Raw genomic sequence first — 18,205 nt, forward strand, 5'->3', positions numbered from 1 at the left:
TGCCTGCATCCCGCCGCTTGCGATCAAAGCATTTGCCCGTCACAACGGCGCACGAATGGGACGCTTTCTGACCAGCCTAATCGCGCTTTTCGCGCTCCTCGCTCCTGGCCTCGCGCTGGCGGACCCGGCGGATATCGATGCGGCCGCGCGCGGCGTGGTGCGCGTGGTGATCATCGACAGTCAGGGTGGCGAGCTGGTTCCGATCAGTCACGGCACCGGTTTTGCGGTGGCGAGCGACAAGGTGGTCACCAACGCCCACGTTGTGCGCGATGCCATGCGCGACGAAGACCTGCGAATCGGCATAATCCCCACCGGCGGAGGCGAAGCGGTCTATGGACAGCTGATCGCCGCCTCGGCCAAGACCGATCTCGCGCTCATCCGCGTCACCGGGTCGCTCCGCCTGCCGCCGCTGGCGCTCGCCGGAGGGGCGCCGCCCGACAGCGGCGATGTCACCAGCGTGGGCTATCCGATGAACGTCGACCGCGCACAGGGGCTCGACTTGGGAGACATCTTCCGCAGCCAGCCGCCGGTGAAGAGCCGCGGATTCGTCTCGGGCACGCGACCCAGCCGCCAGTTCGATTCGATTCTCCACACCGCACCCATCGCGCGCGGCAATTCGGGTGGGCCGCTGCTCGACAATTGCGGTCGTGTGCTCGGCGTCAACAGCTTCGGGGCGGACAGCGACGGCGGCGATGCCGAGTTCTTCTTTGCGGTTTCGAACCGCGAACTGCTTCCGTTCCTGAAGGCCAATGGCGTCGAAGCGCGGGTCAATGACATGCCCTGCCGATCGATGGCCGATCTCGACGAGGCCGAGCGCCAGCGCATGGCACGCGAACAACTGATCGCCCGCCAGGACCTGGCCCAACGGGCAGAGATGACGCGCGAGCAACGCGACCGGGCCCAGTTCGAGGCCGAGCAGAGCGTGATGACCGACCGCGAGGATCGGGTGTTCCTGGCTTTCGCGCTTCTGCTGGTCGCATTCGGCCTGGGCCAGTGGGCCCTGACCATCCACAACGCCGAGCCGCGCGACGAAAAGAAGCTGCGGATGGTTGGCGCGGGCGCGATTGTGGTGGTGTTGGTGGCGCTTGCCGCATACCTGACGCGCCCGGGCCTCGACGAGATCGACCGCCGCGTTGCTGCAGCAATGACACCGGAAGGAACAGATGACGGCGAAGGCGGCAGCGCATTGCATCAAGGCGATCTCAAGCTGACCTGCCGCATCGTTCCTGAGCGCAGTCGAGTGACCAGCTCGGAAACCGAGGATCTCGATTTCGATTGGACCACGGCAGGCTGCGTCAACGGGCGCACGCAGTACGGCTTTTCCGGAGGGACATGGTCGCGGGTCTTCGTTCCCGAGAACGAGGATGCGGTGTCGGTCGCCAGCTTCGATCCCGACCGGCGAATGTATCGGGTGGAACGCTACCTGCTTTCGCGCAGCGCAATGGAGGAAGCCCGCACCGCGCGCACCAAATACGATGCGCCGATGTGCGGCGACGAAGGTGCGGCCGCCCAACTGGGCGATTTGCAGACCGAAGTGCTCGGCCAGCTGCCCCAGCAACCCAACGAACGGCTGGTCTACGAGTGTAGCGCCAGGCCCTAGGTCTCAACTCGCCAAGACCGTCTCAAAAGAGTCGCGTCAGGCGGCCAAGGCTTCCCCGGTCAGCGTGATGCGGTGCATTTCCCGTGCGTAGCCTTGATAGTCGTTGAGCGCATTGTGCCAGGTCGTGCGGTTGTCCCAGATCGCCACCGATCCCGGCTCCCACACCACGCGGCACGTGTTGTCCGCGGCCGTAGCCGCCGCATAGAGGCGCATCAGCAAAGGGAGACTTTCCTCGCGCGTCTTGCCGACGAAGTGGATCGTGAAGGCGCTGTTGACGTAGAGCAGCTTGCGGCCGGTATGCGGGTGGCGAATGACCACCGGGTGGATCGCACCGGTATTCAGATCCTGCCCGCGCAGCTCGCCGCCCATGTCGGTCTGCGCATAGATTCCGTCTTCCTTGTATACATGGTCTGCGGTGTGGAACGCTTCCAGCCCCTCGATCTCCGACTTGAGATCGTCCGGCAGCGCATCATAGGCCTCACCCATATGCGCGAAGAGCGTATCCCCGCCCGACGGCGGAAGCTGGCGCGCGACAAGGATCGAACCCATCGCCGGAATCTGGTCATAGGAATGGTCGGTGTGCCAGGCACCGCCGATATTGGTCACCTGGTCGGCCTTCTTGCGCACCACCGCTATCTCGGGGTGTTCGTCGGTAAGCGGGAAGTAGTTGTTGATGTCGATTCCACCCCAGCGCTTGGCGAAGGCAATATGTGCTTCCGGTGTGAAATCGTCCTGACCGCGGAACAGGGCAACGCCGTGGTCGTAGATCGCTCGCTTGATCGCAGCCAGCGTCTCGCCGTCGGCCTCGGCCAAGCGCACGCCCTTGACTTCAACCCCGCATTTCGGGGCCAACGGCATGGTTTCCATCGCATCTCTCCCAAGCGACTGGTTGCTTATCGAGACCATTCTATGCGGCACCGGGGAAGAGTCCAAATCTTTCCCACGCCGAGTCGGGTTGCAAGTGCGAAGGGGCTTTGCTAGGCGCGCGCCAGCCTTGCCGGGGCCACCTCTGCGTGCGTCCGGATTCGGCAGGCTGTAACAGTTTCTTTCCGGACCCGAGAGGACCTCAAGCGCGTGGATATTTCCGCCGGTATTCAGGCTAGCCTGGCAGGGCGTTACGCATCGGCCCTGTTCGACCTTGCGAGCGAGAACGGGACCGTTACCGCGGTCGAATCGGATCTCGACAAGGTGGCCGCTGCGCTCGCCGAATCGGACGAGCTCGCCCTGCTGACCACCAATCCCAAGGTGACCCGCACCGCCGCGCAGCAGGCACTGGCCGGAGTCGCCAAGGTGCTGGGTCTCAGCGAGCTGACGCAGAACTTCCTCGGCGTGCTGGCGCAGAATCGCCGCCTTTCCAAGCTGCCGCAGGTGATCCGCGCCTTCCGCGCCATTGCTGCTGCCCAGCGCGGCGAAGTCACGGCGGAAGTCACCAGCGCCCACGCGCTCAGCGATGCCCAGCTCGATCAGCTCAAGACCAAGCTGACCGCACGCGAGGGCCGCACCGTCAAGCTTTCCACGAAGGTCGACCCCGATCTGCTCGGCGGCCTCGTCGTTACAATCGGTTCGAAGCGCATCGACGCATCGATCCGCACCCGTCTCAATTCCCTCGCCCAGGCGATGAAGGCCTGATCAAAGGACATACTCATGGATATCCGCGCCGCAGAAATCTCCAAGGTCATCAAGGACCAGATCGCCAATTTCGGCACTGAAGCCGAAGTCAGCGAAGTCGGTACCGTGCTGTCGGTGGGTGACGGTATTGCCCGCATCCACGGCCTCGACAACGTCCAGGCTGGCGAGATGATCGAATTCGCCAACGGTGTCCAGGGCATGGCCCTGAACCTGGAAGCCGACAACGTCGGTGCGGTGATCTTCGGCTCGGACAACGAGATCGGCGAAGGTGACAGCGTCAAGCGCACCGGCACCATCGTGGACGTTCCGGTCGGCAAGGGCCTGCTCGGCCGCGTGGTCGACGCGCTCGGCAACCCGATCGACGGCAAGGGCCCGATCGAGGCGACCGAACGCCGCCGCGTCGAAGTCAAGGCTCCGGGCATCATCCCGCGCCAGTCGGTGCACGAGCCCGTGCAGACCGGCCTCAAGGCGCTCGACGCCCTCGTTCCCGTCGGCCGTGGCCAGCGCGAGCTGATCATCGGCGACCGCCAGACCGGCAAGACCGCCGTCGCGATCGACACCTTCATCAACCAGAAGGAAGCCAACGCCGGCGACGACGAAGGCAAGAAGCTCTACTGCATCTACGTCGCGGTCGGGCAGAAGCGCTCGACCGTCGCGCAGATCGTTCGCGCGCTCGAAGAAAACGGCGCGATGGAATATTCGATCGTCGTCGCTGCGACCGCTTCGGAGCCCGCTCCGCTGCAGTACCTCGCACCCTACACCGGCTGTGCGATGGGCGAATTCTTCCGCGACAACGGTATGCACGCCGTGATCGTGTACGACGACCTTTCCAAGCAGGCCGTCGCCTATCGTCAGATGTCGCTGCTGCTGCGCCGTCCCCCGGGTCGCGAAGCTTACCCCGGCGACGTGTTCTACCTGCACAGCCGCCTGCTCGAGCGTGCGGCCAAGATGAACGATGCGCTGGGCGGTGGTTCGCTGACCGCGCTGCCGATCATCGAAACCCAGGCCGGCGACGTGTCGGCCTACATCCCGACCAACGTGATCTCGATCACCGACGGCCAGATCTTCCTTGAAACCGGCCTGTTCTACCAGGGCGTGCGCCCTGCGATCAACGTCGGCCTGTCGGTCAGCCGCGTCGGCGGTGCCGCGCAGACCAAGGCGATGAAGAAGGTCGCCGGCTCGATGAAGCTCGACCTCGCTCAGTATCGTGAAATGGCCGCCTTTGCGCAGTTCGGTTCGGACCTCGACGCCGCGACGCAGAAGCTGCTCAACCGCGGTGCACGCCTGACCGAACTGCTCAAGCAGCGCCAGTTCTCGCCGATGCCGGTGGAAGAGCAGGTTGTCTCGATCTTCGCAGGCACCAACGGCTATCTCGATCCGATCCCGACCGATCGCGTGACGGCCTACGAAGAGCAGATGCTCTCGTACATGCGCGCCGAACACGGTGCGGTGCTCGCCGAGATCCGCGATACCGGTAAGTTTGAAGACGATGTGAAGGGCAAGGTTGTCGCCGCGCTCGACACCTTCGCCAAGCAGTTCGCCTGAGCCTGAAGAGATTAGCTAGGGAGCCGAAATGGCCTCGCTGAAAGAACTCAAGGGCCGGATCAACTCGGTCAAGTCGACCCAGAAGATCACCAAGGCCAAGCAGATGGTTGCGGCTGCAAAGCTGCGCCGTGCGCAGGCCGCGGCTGAAGCCGCGCGCCCCTACGCACAGCGGCTGGCGGACGTGATGGCGTCGCTCGCCGGCAAGGTGAGTGGGGACAGCGCGCCGAAGCTCCTCGCGGGTACCGGGGCGAACCATCGTCACCTGCTTGTGGTGGTCAACACCGACAAGGGCCTGTGCGGCGGCCTCAACTCGAACGTGGTCAAGGCCGCACGCCTCAAGGCGCGTGAGCTCATCGCGGCGGGCAAGGACGTCAAGTTCTACCTGGTCGGCAAGAAGGGCCGCGCGCCGCTCAAGCGGCACTTCCCCGAACGGATTGGCAAGCAGTTCGATACCTCGCACGTGCGCACCCCCGGCTTCGAGGAAGCCGAGGCGATCGCTGCCGAGCTGATTTCCATGTTCGAAGACGGTGAGTTCGACGTCGCTCACCTCGTCTATCCGATCTTCAAGTCGGCGCTGGCGCAGGATCCGACCGTCGACCAGCTGATCCCCGTGCCGTCACCCGAGGGTGATGCGGCAAGCGGCGGTGACGCCGTGGTCGAATACGAGCCGGGCGAAGAGGAAATCCTCGCCGAGCTGCTGCCGCGCTACGTCCGCACCCAGCTGTTCGGCTCGTTGCTCGAACGTGAGGCTTCGGAACAGGGCGCATCGATGACCGCGATGGACAACGCCACACGCAACGCCGGCGACCTGATCAACAAGCTGACGATCCAGTACAACCGCAGCCGCCAGGCCGCGATCACCACCGAACTCATTGAAATTATTGCCGGCGCCGAAGCGCTCTAAGGACCTCATCGTGAAGCAGATTGCCCTCCTCCTTCCCCTCGCCCTGCTCGCCGCATGCGGCCAGGAAGCCGAAGTTGCTCCCGCCGCCGCAGAAACCGTCGCTGCGGCGCCTGAACCGGTCAGCACCCTGCCGGCCCCCGACCAGCAAACCTTCTCGAACGCCTTCGCCGTCGCCTGCGAAGGCGCCAAGCCGGTCAACACCGCGGTCTGCAAGCGCGCGGGCATCGGTTCGAAGGACGTCATCTGCGAATACGGTCTCGGCGATGACGAGTACCTTCGCAACAAGGCGACACTCACTGCCAACGAAGACAGCACCGGCTGGGTTCTTGCCGACCCGACCACCGTCTGCGCCGCGACCGGCGCGTAATCACAGCATTCTGAGCCAGTAGGACACACGCATCATGGCCACCGCACCTAAGCTTAACCAGAGCCCCAACGGCACCATCAGCCAGGTCATTGGCGCCGTCGTCGACGTCCAGTTCGAAGCCGAACTGCCGGCGATCCTGACCGCGCTCGAGACCAAGAACGGCGACAACACGCTGATCCTCGAGGTGGCGCAGCACCTTGGTGAAAACACCGTCCGCACCATCGCGATGGACGCGACCGAAGGCCTCGTTCGCGGACAGGAAGTCGTCAACACCGGCGCGCAGATCTCGGTTCCCGTCGGCCCGAAGACCCTCGGCCGCATCATGAACGTCGTCGGCCAGCCGATCGACGAAATGGGCCCGATCGGCGCCAAAAGCTCGGCCCCGATCCATGCCGAAGCCCCGCTGTTCATCGACCAGTCGACCGAAGCGGCGATCCTTGTCACCGGCATCAAGGTCATCGACCTGCTCGCGCCCTACGCCAAGGGCGGCAAGATCGGCCTGTTCGGCGGCGCCGGCGTGGGCAAGACCGTGCTGATCCAGGAACTGATCAACAATATCGCCAAGGGCCACGGCGGCGTGTCGGTCTTCGCGGGCGTCGGCGAACGTACCCGCGAAGGCAACGACCTCTACCACGAATTCCTCGACGCCGGCGTCATTGCCAAGGACGCCGATGGCAAGCCGACTTCGGACGGCTCGAAGGTGGCGCTCGTGTTCGGCCAGATGAACGAGCCCCCCGGCGCCCGCGCCCGCGTCGCGCTCTCGGGCCTGACCATGGCGGAATACTTCCGCGACGTCGAAGGCCAGGACGTGCTGTTCTTCGTCGACAACATCTTCCGCTTCACTCAGGCGGGCTCGGAAGTGTCGGCGCTGCTCGGTCGCATCCCGTCGGCGGTGGGCTACCAGCCGACCCTCGCAACCGACATGGGCAATTTGCAGGAACGCATCACCTCGACCACCAGGGGCTCGATTACCTCCGTGCAGGCGATCTACGTTCCCGCGGACGACCTTACCGACCCGGCACCGGCGACCTCCTTCGCCCACTTGGACGCCACCACCACGCTGTCGCGCGCCATTTCGGAACTCGGCATCTACCCGGCGGTCGACCCGCTCGACTCGACGTCGCGCGTGCTCGAACCGCGCGTCGTCGGCCAGGAGCACTACGAGACCGCCCGTCGCGTTCAGGAGACGCTGCAGAAGTACAAGAGCCTGCAGGACATCATCGCCATCCTCGGCATGGACGAACTGTCGGAAGAAGATAAGCTGACCGTGGCTCGCGCCCGCAAGATCCAGCGCTTCCTCTCGCAGCCGTTCCACGTCGCCGAGGTGTTCACCAACATCCCGGGCGTGTTCGTGCAGCTCGAAGACACGGTGAAATCGTTCAAGGCTGTCGTCGACGGCGAATACGACCACCTGCCGGAAGCCGCTTTCTACATGGTCGGCGGCATCGACCAGGCGGTTACCAAGGCCAAGAAGCTGGCCGAGGACGCGTAAGGACATGGCCCTCCACTTCGAACTCGTCACGCCGGCCAAGCTGGTCCGCTCGGAAGACGTCCACATGGTGGTCGTCCCCGGCGCGGAAGGCGAATTCGGCGTGCTTGAGGGCCACGCGCCCTTCATGTCGACCATCCGCGACGGTGCAGTGCAGGTCTACAAGACCGAAGGCGCCGCGCCCGAAGTGATCGAGGTCCGCGGCGGCTTCGCCGAGGTTGGCGAGAACGGATTGACCGTACTGGCCGAACACGTCGAAGGCTGACGGTTCCGGACATCAAGGAAATGAAAGGGCGGCCCGCGGGTCGCCCTTTTCGTTATGGGCTGGCGATCCGCAGGATATGATCCGACGTTCGTCGATGGCCTTGTCGACTGGGGCCAGGCTGCTGCTAGCCAAGCAAGGCGTTGTACGCTTGGGGAGACTGCACTTGAAACTCGTATCCATGCTGGCCATGGCCGCCGCCATGACGCTGGCAAATCCTGTTTCCGCCGCCGCCGATGACGGCGTTCCCGGTCCGGCCGAGGACCCCAATATCTGGCTTGAAGACGCCCGTAGCGAGAAGGCGCTCGACTGGGTGCGTGCGGAGAACGAACGCACGCTCGGCCTGCTCGCCAAGGACCCGCGTTTCGAGGAACTGAAGGCCGAAGCGCTGGCGATCTACGACAGCGAGGACAAGATCCCCTTCGTCTCGATCCGCCCCGACGGCCTCTACAATTTCTGGCAGGACAAGGCGAACCCGCGCGGCCTGGTGCGCCGGACCACGCTTGAGAGCTATCGCGCCGAGACCCCCGCATGGGAAACCGTGCTGGACGTCGATGCACTGGCCAAGGCTGAGGGGCGCGAGTGGGTCTACAAGGGTTCGACCTGCATGCCGCCCGCACAGCGGCTGTGCATGATCGCACTTTCAGATGGCGGCAAGGACGCCACCATCCTGCGCGAATTCGACATGGCGACGAAAAGCTTCGTCGAGGGCGGCTTTACGCTGGAGAACGAGAGCCAGGGCGGCATCGAGTGGCTCGACCAGGATACGCTGCTCGTCAGCCGCGATTTCGGCGAGGGAACGCTGACCGACAGCGAATATCCACTCAGCACGCGTCTGTGGAAACGCGGCACTGATATTGCCGACGCGCCGGAACTGTTCCGCGGCGAAACCAGCGACGTCTGGTCCGCCGCCAGCCTGCTGCGCGATGGGGCCGGCACGGTTCATGGGATGACCGCCTTCCGCGCGGTGAGCTTCCACGAGACCGAGTATTATTTCCAGAAGGATGGCGAGTGGTTGCGGCTCGACATCCCGCTCAAAGCCTCGCCCTACGGCATCGTCGACGGCCACCTGCTGTTTTCGACCGATGTCGACTGGGAGACGCAGGGCCAGACGTTTCCCGCAGACTCGCTGGTCGCGGTCGAACTCGAGGCGTTCAAGGCCGATCCCAATGGTGCGCCCAAGACATTGGTCTGGGCACCCGGCGATCGGCAGACCAAGCAGGGCGCCACGATCACTTCGGACAGCCTCTATGTCGCGCTGCTCGACAATGTGCGCGGCAAGGTGGTGAAGTTCGACTTTTCCGATGGAGCCTGGACCGAAAGCGCGGTCGAACTGCCCGAGAACGCGACGATCGACATCGCCGCTTCGTCCGACGAGCGCGATGAAGTGATGTTCACTGTCACCGATTTCCTCAACCCCACGCGCCTGTTCTATCTCGATGGCAGCACTGGCTCGATGGAGGTTCTCAAGACCTCGCCCTCCTACTTCGACGCGGCGGGCATGTCGGTCGAACAGTTCGAGGCGACGAGCAAGGACGGGACCAAGATCCCCTATTTCGTGGTCAAGCCCAAGGGGATGGTCCTCGATGGGACCAACCCCGCCCTGTTGACCGGCTATGGTGGCTTCCAGGTTCCACGCTTGCCGAGCTATCTCGGTTCAATCGGCAAGCTGTGGCTTGAGCGTGGCGGGGTTTACATCCTCGGTAACATGCGTGGCGGCGGTGAGTTCGGGCCGATGTGGCACCAGAGCGCCATCCGCGAAAACAAGCAGCGCACATGGGACGACTTCATCGCAATTGCCGAAGATGCAATCGCGCGGAAGATCACCAGCGCCAAGCATCTCGGCATCCAGGGCGGATCGCAGGGAGGATTGCTGGTCGGGACGGCTATGACGCAGCGCCCCGACCTGTTCGGCGGGGTCATCGTGCAGATCCCGCTGTTCGATATGCTGCGCTACCACCTGATCGGTCGCGGCGCATCGTGGATCGGCGAATACGGCGATCCGCGCATCCCCGAACAGCGCGCCTGGATCGAAGGCTATTCGCCCTATCAGAAGATCGTTTCGGGCGTGGATTACCCGACGCCATTCCTGTGGGCCTCGACCGCCGATGACCGTACCCATCCGGCTCATGCCCGCAAGGGCGCGGCCAAGCTCAAGGCGCTGGGCCAGCCCTATTACTATTATGAGGAAATGACCGGCGGCCATTCGGGCGGCGTAGACAATGAACAGCGCGCGCAGCTGCAGGCGTTGCAATTCGTCTACCTGCTCCAGCGCTTGGCGGACTGACCCCGCCACTATGCAAACAATAGGGCGGCCTGCGGGCCGCCCTTTTTCGTTCACCGGGGGCCGCGGGTCGGCGCGTGGAAGTCGGGCGGTTTGTCCGACACCCATTTGACGAACCTGCCGAGTGCTTCGTTCTGCAGTAGAACTGCGCGATTCTCACCGATCCGTGCGAGTTCGGCGTTGCTGAAGTTGGCGTGGATCGCACGGTGGCAGATTGGATGGACGGGGACGGTGAACCGCCCCTTCTTCGTCTTGGGTACAGGGTGGTGAAGCTCCACCCGCGTCCCGACGGGACGAGTACATAGCCAGCAGGTCGTGCGCCCTTCGTTCAGTCCTTCTTCTCCGCCGCCTTCTTCTTTTTCATCGTGTCGTGGAAGCGATCGGCCCAGCCCTGCTTCACCAACTGTTCGGCGCGGACCATCCGCAGGTCGCCGGCGCCAACGTCGCGACTGACCGCGCTGCCAGCCGCCACGATCGCGTCGGCGCCGATGGTGACGGGCGCGATCAGCGCACTGTTCGAACCGATGAAGGCGCGTTCGCCGATCACGGTCTTGTGCTTGAAATAGCCGTCGTAATTGCAGGTGATCGTCCCGGCGCCGATATTTGCGCCCGCGCCAATTTCCGCATCACCAAGGTAGGTCAGGTGATTGGCCTTGGCACCCTCGCCCAGGATCGCCTTCTTCATCTCGACGAAGTTGCCGATCTTGCTGCCCTTCTCCATCACCGCGCCGGGCCGGAGGCGAGCGTAGGGGCCGACTTCGCAACCCTCACCTACCGTTGCGCCTTCGAGGTGGCTGAAAGCACGGATCGTTGCTCCGCTCGCGACCTTCACTCCGGGACCGAAGACAACATTGGGCTCAACCGTGACGTCGGCCGCCAATTCGGTATCGTGGCTGAAGAACACCGTTTCCGGCGCGCGCAAGGTGACTCCCGCCTCCATCGCCTCTTCGCGCCGCAGCCTCTGCCATTGCGCCTCGGCGGCGGCCAGTTCGCCGCGCGAGTTTATTCCGGCGACTTCAGCAGGGTCGGTTTCGACCGCGACCACACGGGCTCCCTCGGCAATCGCCTGGGTGGCGACGTCCGGAAGGTAATACTCACCCTGAGCATTGTCGTTGCCGACCGATTTGAGCAGCCGCCACAGATCGTCGCTATGCGCGATCAGTACGCCGGAATTGCACAAGTCGCATTGCCGTTCGCTTTCATCGGCGTCCTTGTGCTCAACCATCTTGCGCACGCTGCCGTCATCGGCCGTTATGATCCGGCCATAGGTGAGCGTATCGGCGGGACGGAAGCCCAACACCACCACCCGCGTCGTTTCGTCGAGCGCGTCGATCATGCGCTGCACCGTCGACGCCTTGACCATCGGCGTATCGCCGAAACAGACCATTACCAGCCCGCGGAAGTCCTTCAGGGCCGCTTCGGCCTGTAGCGCGGCGTGGGCAGTGCCGAGTTGCGGCTCCTGCAGGGCGACAACGACGTTCCGACCGACTAGAGCATCGCGCAATTGCTCGTGCCTATCGCCCGCTACGATGACCGTTTTGGATGGGTGAAGTGCGGCGAGACTGTCCAGCAAGTGGTCGATCATCGCCCGTCCCGCAATCGCGTGAAGCACCTTGTGCATACCGCTCTTCATGCGGGTACCCTTGCCCGCTGCGAGGATGACGGCGGCGAAGTCTCGGTTCTGGCTCATGGCATGGTTCCATGCCAGCAAACCCTTGCGGATTGAAGAACCATCCGCCACGCACCGCATCCATGACGGCATTTCCCTTCGACATTGTCGGGTTCGATCTCGACGGCACCCTGCTCGAAACCCACCGCGATCTCGGCGCCGCGGTCAATCACGCCCTGGCGCTTGGCGGTTTCGCTCCAGTCCCGGCCGACCACGCGAGCGACCTGATTGGTGGCGGTGCCAAGATCATGCTGCAGAAAGCGGTCGACGAGCAGGGAGGAATGCCGGAGGAAGAATTTCGGCGGCTCTACAAGGAAATGCTGGCCTATTATGCCGAACATAATGCGGTGCACACGCGGCCCTATCCCTATGCGGCGGAGGTGCTGGCGGAGCTCGGCGGTCGCGGCGTTGCCCTGACGGTCGTGACGAACAAGTTCGAAAGCTTTGCCCGCTCGATTCTCGGTACACTCGGCCTTGCCGATCATTTTGTCGCGATCATCGGCGGCGACACGATGGGCAAGGGGCGCGCGAAGCCCGCGCCAGACCCGATTTTCGAAGCGCAGAAACGCGGTGGCGGCGGCAGTCTCGTTTTCGTCGGCGATTCCTCCTATGATGTGATCGCAGCCCGCGCAGCGGGGGTTCCGGTTGTCGCCGCGGCCTATGGCTATTGCGACAAGCCCGGCCCGGAACTGGGGGCCGATACGCATATCGATTCGCTCGACCAGCTGGTCGCCGCGCTCGAACGCCTCTGAGGGGCAGCTTGCCCCTACGGCATGGCGATGGGCCGCGCATTCGGTTGCAAGAGTGGGCGGAAAGTGCCACTCCGCCGAGCCAATTGACCTTTACGTAAACGACAAAGCAGGAGCAGCCCCATGAGCATCGATTTCAAGGACAAGGTAGCCATCGTCACTGGCGCCGGCGGCGGCCTCGGCCGTGAATACGCGCTGGAGCTAGCCCGCCGCGGAGCCAAGGTTGTGGTCAACGATCTCGGCGGATCGCGCGACGGTACCGGCCATTCGGATATGGCGCTGCAGGTGGTCGAAGAGATCGAGAAGATGGGCGGCGAAGCCGTCTCGAACGGCGGCTCGGTCACCGAATACGAGCAGATGGAAAAGATGGTTGCCGATGCCAAGCAAAAGTGGGGCGGCGTGCATGTTCTCATCAACAATGCCGGCGTGCTGCGCGACAAGACCTTCGCCAAGATGAGCCCGGAAGACTTCGAATTCGTGCTCAAGGTGCACCTGACCGGTTCGGCCTTCGTCACCAAGGCCTGCTGGGAAACCTTCCGCGAACAGGCCTATGGCCGCATCCTGATGACCGCGTCCTCGACCGGTCTGTTCGGAAACTTCGGCCAGGCCAATTATGGCGCGGCCAAGCTCGGCCTCGCGGGTCTGACCAAGACACTCGCGCTCGAAGGTGCGAAGTACAATGTCCGCGTCAACACGCTCTCGCCGGTGGCCGGCACGCGCATGACCGAGGATCTGTTCCCCGAACAGGCGTTCAAGCTGTTCGACCCGGTCAACGTAGTCCCCGCAGCTCTCTTCCTCGTCAGCGAAGACGCCCCAACCAATGCGATCGTAGGCGCGGGCGCGGGTGGCTATCACTCGGCCTGGACGGTGATGAACGACGCTGTCTGGCTGCCTGAGGCAGAGCGTACGGTCGAAGGCTTCGCCGCGAACTGGGACAAGATCAGCGAGTTCTCGAACCTCAAGGCTCCGCAGTCGGGCAGCGAGCAGTCGGGCGCAATCCTGGCAGCCATGCAGAAGGTTCTGGGCGCCGACGCCGCACCATCGAGCGCTCGCGGCTGAGTCTTGCCGTATTGACTGACTAATACACTTCGGCCTATCCTCTCCGCTTCAACAGTGGGAGGATAGGCTGATGTACAGCCAGGATGATCTCAATTCCGCGGTGGCGGCGGGCGCAATAAGCGCCGAAGCGGCCAACGCCCTACGCTCGCATGTCGCGGCGCAACGCGATGCGGTGCCGGCCGATGCCGAGCATTTCCGCCTGATAACCGGCTTCAACGATATCTTCGTGTCGATCGGCGCGGTCATCATGCTGATCGCAATGGCCGCGATCGGCGATGCCATCTGGAGCAACAATCATGCCCCCTCGCCCGCCAGCGGCGTGCTGGTGGCAGGGACGGCTTGGATGCTCGCCGAATTCTTCACCGCCAAACGGCGGATGGCACTGCCCAGTATCATCCTGCTGCTGGCCTTCGTCGGCGGGGTGTTCGTTGGCTTGCTGGGGCTGGCGATAGCCGTGCTCGGTGAAGGTGCGAACAACAAGGAGACGCTAGTTTCTCTGGTGGTTGCCGGGTCCGGTCTGGTCACTGCCGGTGCCGCCTGGCTGCACTGGAAGCACTTCATGGTCCCGATCACCATTGCCGCCGGGACCGCGGCGATTGCCGGCACGGTCATTGCGCTGATCATGGCCATCGTCGGACCCAATTCGGCCAATGCAAAGACCGTGGCACTGACGCTCGTGTTCCTCGTCGGGCTGGCCGTATTCGGACTCGCCATGCGTTGGGATATGAGCGACACGGCTCGCTCAACACGGCGCAGCGACGTCGCCTTCTGGCTGCACCTGCTGGCCGCTCCGATGATCGCGCACCCGATCTTTGCGCTGATCGGCGTCACCGAAGGTCAGAACATCGGCGTTGGTGCGGCTGTTGCCGTGCTCGGCGTCTATGTCGTGTTCGGCCTCGTCGCGCTGGCGGTCGACCGTCGCGCCTTGCTGGTCTCGGCGCTGGCCTATGTCTTGGTCGCTCTGACCTTCCTGTTCCGTGAATTCGGCGCCGTGGAGCTCAACTTCGCGCTGACGGCTCTGGTCATCGGTTCTGCTTTGCTGACACTCAGCGCGCTGTGGACCCCGATCCGCCGTGCAGTGGTGACCACGCTTCCAGGCGACATGCGCGGAAGGCTTCCCGCCACCGCGTGACATCCGCCCGTTGCTGTAGAGAGGGTCCGCGACTTGAGCGCGGGCCCTTACCTGCAAAATCAAAGGATGCGAACCAATGAACGACCACGCCATCGCGGGGCCCGGCTGGAGCCGTATCGCCCCGACACTGATCATCCTGCTATTGGCCGGCCTGCTGGTATTCTATCACGTGACCATGTTGGTCGACCTCGCACAGGGAAAGGGCCTGAGCAGCGACGCAGGCTTCAATGCGATCCAGGCAATTCTGCGCTTCGCCATCATCGTCAGCCTAGGTGCGGTAGTGCTGGGCAAGCGCGTTGCGTTGTTGGCAATGTGGTTCAGCATCGGCGGGCTGGTCGCTACGCACTACTGGGCGCATTTCGGCAATTTGCCGGTCGACTTCACAGCCGGACGACACCCCTTGTCCTATCTCAAGGGATTCATCTTCCCGACGATCATCACTACGGCATTCCTCTATCGCCGTCGCCAGGGTGGGCCTGGCTTTCTCTAATCGCCGACTGTCTTCAGCAGGCGTCGTTCGACCGGGGCAATGACCCCTGCGAGTTCGTGGCCGCGCTTGAGGATCTGCCCGTGTTCACCAAACAGGGTCCACATGCCCTGTTTGGCGCGCAAGGCAGGGCGTTTTTCGATCCGGGCCTGCGGGCGCTCTGCCGTGCGGCGGAACGCCGCGAAACTGGCCGCGTCCTTCGCGAAATCCATTGCGTAGTCTCGCCATTGTCCGGCGGCGACCATGCGACCGTAGAGATCGAGGATCCGACCGAGTTCTTCCCGGGTGAAACCAACCTGCAGCGGTTGGCGACCGGGAAAGGCGACAATCGTGTCACCGAAGAACTGCATCAATCGTCGGTCCCGCTCCGCATAACCGGTTCACGCTCGGTACGCATTGCTGCGACCTCTTCACGCAATGCCTTCAGCTCTGTCTCGAGCTTTTCGATGCAATCGCGGCTGCCGATCTGAGAGCCCTCACAGGGATCGTCGCAAGGAGTGCCATAGGGAATGAACTCCTTGAGCCACTGCTCCGCGGGAACCAGCGTGCTGCGCGCCTTGAGGCCGATCATCGTCGCGCCTTCGGGGACTTCGTCGGTGACTACCGCGTTGGCGCCAATGCGTGCGCGTCGGCCGACGGTGATCGGCCCGATGACCTGCGCACCCGATCCGATAATGACCTCGTCCGAGATCGTCGGGTGACGCTTGCCGCCCTTGCCGTTGGTCGGATTGGTACCGCCCAGCGTAACGCACTGGTAGATGGTGACATTGTCACCAATCTCGGCAGTTTCGCCAATCACGGTAAAGCCATGATCGATGAAGAAGTTCTTGCCGATCTTGGCACCTGGATGGATGTCGATAGCCGTCAGCCAACGGCTCCAGTGATTGACCAGACGCGCGAGGAAAAACAGTTCCGCCTCGAACAGCCAATGCGCAATGCGGTGATATCCGAGCGCCCAAACGCCAGGATAGGTGAGGATCTCCCAGCGGCTACGCGGCGACGGATCGCGCGCCTTTACGCTGTCGAGATAGGCGATAAGCCGTTCCAACATAGCCGATATTCTCCCACCACGCCGACATTAAAGCAAGCGCCCCTGCTCGGGCCCCTCCACGGCGTCTAGTGCGTCTCTCCACACAGATAGGGTGGCGGGTACCTTCCGTTCAAGACTCAGACGATCAATTTCGGCAACGACCCGCTCGATCGCGGCATAACTGCGCTCCATTCGCGGAACCAGATACGCGGGCGCGCCATCGCCAAGCGCAAGCCCGCGCGCATCGGCATGGGCCAGGATCAGATCCGCCGCCATCGCGTCGTCAGGCGGGCCAATTTCGAGATGTAGCGAGGCCCGCATTCGCGTTTGCAGGTCGGGCAAGGCGATATCCCATTTCTCGCCATCGACGACCAGCAGCAAGGCGGTGCCATCCTCTTGCGCGCGGTTCCAGCGATGGAAGATGGTGGTTTCGTCCAGCCGGTCGGCCCCGTCTATCGCAATGCCAAGCCCACTGGCTTCGAACCAGCGCACCAGGAGCGACTTGCCCGAGCGACGTGGGCCGGTGAGGATCGCCGTGCGGTATGGCCAAGTCTCTGGCGCGGCGAGTGCGTCTGTAACAGCCTTGTTGCCGTTGCCGACGATGATCGACTGGGCGCCGCCCGGGCGGGAAATTGAAAGCGGGAGGGCGATCTGCGACATGTGCCGCGGCTCAGCGGCTGATCGAAAGCGCGGTGCTGCCCTGGCGGACGGTAAAGCCGCGCGCCTGGAGCGCTTCGGCCAGCTGCGTAATCGAACCGGCATAGCTGACCGTCATCACCGATGTCCCGCCGATTGCCGTGCTGCGCACACCGGTGGCCCGAACGCCGGGCGTCCCACGTACGGCGGCAATCGCCCCGTCGAACGCCGCAGCGTCAGGTGTCGCCACCTGCACAGTATAGAGCGCAACCGAACCGTCGGGCGGCGGCGTGTTGACCGGCGCGGCGGTGATTGCATTGCCGCTTTCCGCGGTAGGCCGCTCAGTTGATCCCTCACGCGCGGCGCGCTCGCGTTCAATCAATGCACGGCCAAGTTCGACCAGTCGCTGGATCGCCGGGTCGAGTTCAGGCGAGCCGAGGTTGAGCGTCGCATCGGGCTTGAGCTTGCCGTCGGCCAGCGCCTGCCGGAAGATACCATCGAAACGGACCACGGCCTGCGACAGCATCGCTGGGAGTTTCTGCGGGCTCTCGGCCTGCAACGTAAAGCTGTCGAGCACGACATTGTCCGGGCCGTAACGCGCAGTGAAAGTGCCTTCGATCGGCCCGCCGGGATAGGTGTAGCGCAGCCGGGCAATCGGGATCAGCACGTCCGATGCGCCGAAGTGATCGAGCACGTTGCGCCACCACACGCGACTGCGGCGTCCGGTCTGGCCGTAGGTGACGAGCAGCGAATCGCCCCCGGCACCCATCGGACGGACATAGTTGATCGGACTGGTGCCCGCCTGGAATTCCGCCCAAGCCTGCTGCCAGGGATTGCGCTGTTCAAAGACCATCTCGGTCCCGGCCGACACCGTCACCGGGACAACCAGCAAGGGGGCCGATCGCGCAACTTCGCCGGCCTCGCCCAGAAACGGCGCCGCGCGGGATCGATCGAATACGACACCCAGCGTTGCGATGTACCGCCGGGGACCGAGCCGCTCACTTTCGATCACGATGGCCGAAACCATGCCGGAAATCTGCGAATCGGGCAGGCTAGGCCCACCGATCTTCTTCCAGGCCAGTTTCGCAGCGACATCCCAAGCCTTTTCACGCGCTTCGGAGCCTGTCTTTGCCGTCTCATCGACTTCGATACCTGAAACCTCGATATCGCTCGATGCTGCGACGGCCGCGATACCGCGATCGCCGCCGACTTGCGCCCATACCACTGCGCCGAGCGCACAAGCCGAAACGAACCCGGCGAGGATCAGGCCGGGGCGGCGCAAGGCTGGTTGAAGGGAAAGGGCATGGGACATCGCGGAATCCGGGGCCTTTTGCCGAAAGGAATCTGGAAATCCAAGCGCGAA

The 18,205-nt window shown here is 63.7% G+C and carries 19 protein-coding genes; 12 read left to right on the forward strand and 7 right to left on the reverse strand.

What is annotated here, in order from left to right:
- Nucleotides 1-55 precede the first annotated feature (55 nt).
- Complete coding sequence (locus HQR01_RS02395) at nucleotides 56-1,600, forward strand: S1 family peptidase (protein WP_173212219.1); 1,545 nt, start codon at nucleotides 56-58, stop codon at nucleotides 1,598-1,600.
- 36 nt (nucleotides 1,601-1,636) lie between these two features.
- On the opposite strand, the gene HQR01_RS02400 is transcribed toward HQR01_RS02395, so the two are convergent.
- Nucleotides 1,637-2,467: a TauD/TfdA dioxygenase family protein gene (locus HQR01_RS02400; protein ID WP_173212221.1), complete on the reverse strand. Its 831-nt coding sequence runs from the start codon at nucleotides 2,465-2,467 to the stop codon at nucleotides 1,637-1,639.
- A 207-nt stretch (nucleotides 2,468-2,674) separates the two neighbouring features.
- On the opposite strand from HQR01_RS02400, the gene HQR01_RS02405 reads away from it, so the two are divergent.
- The 7 genes from HQR01_RS02405 (at nucleotide 2,675) to HQR01_RS02435 (ending at nucleotide 10,083) form a co-directional block, all read left to right on the forward strand.
- On the forward strand, nucleotides 2,675-3,229 hold the full coding sequence (locus HQR01_RS02405) for a F0F1 ATP synthase subunit delta (RefSeq protein WP_173212223.1): 555 nt from the start codon (nucleotides 2,675-2,677) through the stop codon (nucleotides 3,227-3,229).
- Between the two features lie 15 nt (nucleotides 3,230-3,244).
- Nucleotides 3,245-4,774: a F0F1 ATP synthase subunit alpha gene (gene atpA, locus HQR01_RS02410; protein ID WP_173212225.1), complete on the forward strand. Its 1,530-nt coding sequence runs from the start codon at nucleotides 3,245-3,247 to the stop codon at nucleotides 4,772-4,774.
- A gap of 28 nt (nucleotides 4,775-4,802) precedes the next feature.
- Nucleotides 4,803-5,678: a F0F1 ATP synthase subunit gamma gene (locus tag HQR01_RS02415; protein ID WP_173212227.1), complete on the forward strand. Its 876-nt coding sequence runs from the start codon at nucleotides 4,803-4,805 to the stop codon at nucleotides 5,676-5,678.
- Between the two features lie 10 nt (nucleotides 5,679-5,688).
- Entirely contained in the window at nucleotides 5,689-6,045 is a 357-nt protein-coding gene (locus tag HQR01_RS02420; protein ID WP_234030225.1) for a hypothetical protein, read from the forward strand.
- Between the two features lie 34 nt (nucleotides 6,046-6,079).
- On the forward strand, nucleotides 6,080-7,537 hold the full coding sequence (gene atpD / locus HQR01_RS02425) for a F0F1 ATP synthase subunit beta (protein ID WP_173212231.1): 1,458 nt from the start codon (nucleotides 6,080-6,082) through the stop codon (nucleotides 7,535-7,537).
- 4 nt (nucleotides 7,538-7,541) lie between these two features.
- The gene (locus tag HQR01_RS02430) at nucleotides 7,542-7,799 is read left to right on the forward strand and encodes an ATP synthase F1 subunit epsilon (protein ID WP_173212233.1); all 258 of its coding nucleotides are present in this window, start codon (nucleotides 7,542-7,544) and stop codon (nucleotides 7,797-7,799) included.
- A 163-nt stretch (nucleotides 7,800-7,962) separates the two neighbouring features.
- Nucleotides 7,963-10,083, forward strand: coding sequence for a prolyl oligopeptidase family serine peptidase (locus HQR01_RS02435; RefSeq protein ID WP_325064528.1), 2,121 nt, complete (start codon nucleotides 7,963-7,965; stop codon nucleotides 10,081-10,083).
- A gap of 50 nt (nucleotides 10,084-10,133) precedes the next feature.
- Here the strand turns inward: HQR01_RS02435 and HQR01_RS02440 are convergent, their stop codons facing one another.
- Nucleotides 10,134-10,412, reverse strand: a complete 279-nt coding sequence (locus HQR01_RS02440; protein WP_173216081.1) for an HNH endonuclease — start codon at nucleotides 10,410-10,412, stop codon at nucleotides 10,134-10,136.
- Complete coding sequence (gene glmU, locus HQR01_RS02445) at nucleotides 10,409-11,770, reverse strand: bifunctional UDP-N-acetylglucosamine diphosphorylase/glucosamine-1-phosphate N-acetyltransferase GlmU (protein WP_173212237.1); 1,362 nt, start codon at nucleotides 11,768-11,770, stop codon at nucleotides 10,409-10,411. The genes HQR01_RS02440 and glmU overlap by 4 nt, the downstream gene beginning before the upstream one ends.
- A 62-nt stretch (nucleotides 11,771-11,832) precedes the next feature.
- Between glmU and HQR01_RS02450 the strand changes: the two genes are divergently transcribed.
- The 4 genes from HQR01_RS02450 (at nucleotide 11,833) to HQR01_RS02465 (ending at nucleotide 15,179) form a co-directional block, all read left to right on the forward strand.
- A complete protein-coding gene (locus HQR01_RS02450; protein WP_173212239.1) occupies nucleotides 11,833-12,501 on the forward strand; it encodes an HAD-IA family hydrolase in 669 nt (222 codons plus the stop codon).
- A 120-nt stretch (nucleotides 12,502-12,621) separates the two neighbouring features.
- On the forward strand, nucleotides 12,622-13,557 hold the full coding sequence (locus HQR01_RS02455; protein ID WP_173212241.1) for an SDR family NAD(P)-dependent oxidoreductase: 936 nt from the start codon (nucleotides 12,622-12,624) through the stop codon (nucleotides 13,555-13,557).
- Nucleotides 13,558-13,627: 70 nt separating this feature from the next.
- The gene (locus tag HQR01_RS02460; protein ID WP_173212243.1) at nucleotides 13,628-14,689 is read left to right on the forward strand and encodes a hypothetical protein; all 1,062 of its coding nucleotides are present in this window, start codon (nucleotides 13,628-13,630) and stop codon (nucleotides 14,687-14,689) included.
- A 76-nt stretch (nucleotides 14,690-14,765) separates the two neighbouring features.
- Nucleotides 14,766-15,179, forward strand: a complete 414-nt coding sequence (locus HQR01_RS02465) for a hypothetical protein (RefSeq protein ID WP_173212245.1) — start codon at nucleotides 14,766-14,768, stop codon at nucleotides 15,177-15,179.
- On the opposite strand, the gene HQR01_RS02470 is transcribed toward HQR01_RS02465, so the two are convergent.
- The 4 genes from HQR01_RS02470 to HQR01_RS02485 are packed head-to-tail and all read right to left on the reverse strand — an operon-like array spanning nucleotide 15,176 to nucleotide 18,154.
- Entirely contained in the window at nucleotides 15,176-15,526 is a 351-nt protein-coding gene (locus tag HQR01_RS02470; protein WP_173212247.1) for a DUF2794 domain-containing protein, read from the reverse strand. The genes HQR01_RS02465 and HQR01_RS02470 overlap by 4 nt on opposite strands.
- Nucleotides 15,526-16,227, reverse strand: coding sequence for a serine O-acetyltransferase EpsC (gene epsC, locus HQR01_RS02475; protein ID WP_173212249.1), 702 nt, complete (start codon nucleotides 16,225-16,227; stop codon nucleotides 15,526-15,528). The genes HQR01_RS02470 and epsC overlap by 1 nt, the downstream gene beginning before the upstream one ends.
- A 27-nt stretch (nucleotides 16,228-16,254) precedes the next feature.
- Nucleotides 16,255-16,866, reverse strand: coding sequence for a P-loop NTPase family protein (locus HQR01_RS02480; RefSeq protein WP_173212252.1), 612 nt, complete (start codon nucleotides 16,864-16,866; stop codon nucleotides 16,255-16,257).
- 10 nt (nucleotides 16,867-16,876) lie between these two features.
- Nucleotides 16,877-18,154, reverse strand: a complete 1,278-nt coding sequence (locus tag HQR01_RS02485) for a heavy-metal-associated domain-containing protein (protein ID WP_173212253.1) — start codon at nucleotides 18,152-18,154, stop codon at nucleotides 16,877-16,879.
- Nucleotides 18,155-18,205: the final 51 nt, after the last annotated feature.

It is taken from the genome of Erythrobacter mangrovi (genome assembly GCF_013260645.1).
In the GTDB taxonomy this organism is placed as follows: Bacteria; Pseudomonadota; Alphaproteobacteria; order Sphingomonadales; family Sphingomonadaceae; genus Qipengyuania; species Qipengyuania mangrovi.

Bases quoted from the DNA above. Each gene is read 5' to 3' on its own strand.
- HQR01_RS02395 (WP_173212219.1), top strand. From the start codon at position 56: ATGGGACGCTTTCTGACCAGCCTAATCGCGCTTTTCGCGCTCCTCGCT.
- HQR01_RS02400 (WP_173212221.1), bottom strand. From the start codon at position 2,467: ATGGAAACCATGCCGTTGGCCCCGAAATGCGGGGTTGAAGTCAAGGGC.
- atpA (WP_173212225.1), top strand. From the start codon at position 3,245: ATGGATATCCGCGCCGCAGAAATCTCCAAGGTCATCAAGGACCAGATC.
- HQR01_RS02415 (WP_173212227.1), top strand. From the start codon at position 4,803: ATGGCCTCGCTGAAAGAACTCAAGGGCCGGATCAACTCGGTCAAGTCG.
- atpD (WP_173212231.1), top strand. From the start codon at position 6,080: ATGGCCACCGCACCTAAGCTTAACCAGAGCCCCAACGGCACCATCAGC.
- HQR01_RS02430 (WP_173212233.1), top strand. From the start codon at position 7,542: ATGGCCCTCCACTTCGAACTCGTCACGCCGGCCAAGCTGGTCCGCTCG.
- glmU (WP_173212237.1), bottom strand. From the start codon at position 11,770: ATGAGCCAGAACCGAGACTTCGCCGCCGTCATCCTCGCAGCGGGCAAG.
- HQR01_RS02450 (WP_173212239.1), top strand. From the start codon at position 11,833: ATGACGGCATTTCCCTTCGACATTGTCGGGTTCGATCTCGACGGCACC.
- HQR01_RS02455 (WP_173212241.1), top strand. From the start codon at position 12,622: ATGAGCATCGATTTCAAGGACAAGGTAGCCATCGTCACTGGCGCCGGC.
- HQR01_RS02460 (WP_173212243.1), top strand. From the start codon at position 13,628: ATGTACAGCCAGGATGATCTCAATTCCGCGGTGGCGGCGGGCGCAATA.
- HQR01_RS02465 (WP_173212245.1), top strand. From the start codon at position 14,766: ATGAACGACCACGCCATCGCGGGGCCCGGCTGGAGCCGTATCGCCCCG.
- HQR01_RS02470 (WP_173212247.1), bottom strand. From the start codon at position 15,526: ATGCAGTTCTTCGGTGACACGATTGTCGCCTTTCCCGGTCGCCAACCG.
- epsC (WP_173212249.1), bottom strand. From the start codon at position 16,227: ATGTTGGAACGGCTTATCGCCTATCTCGACAGCGTAAAGGCGCGCGAT.
- HQR01_RS02480 (WP_173212252.1), bottom strand. From the start codon at position 16,866: ATGTCGCAGATCGCCCTCCCGCTTTCAATTTCCCGCCCGGGCGGCGCC.
- HQR01_RS02485 (WP_173212253.1), bottom strand. From the start codon at position 18,154: ATGTCCCATGCCCTTTCCCTTCAACCAGCCTTGCGCCGCCCCGGCCTG.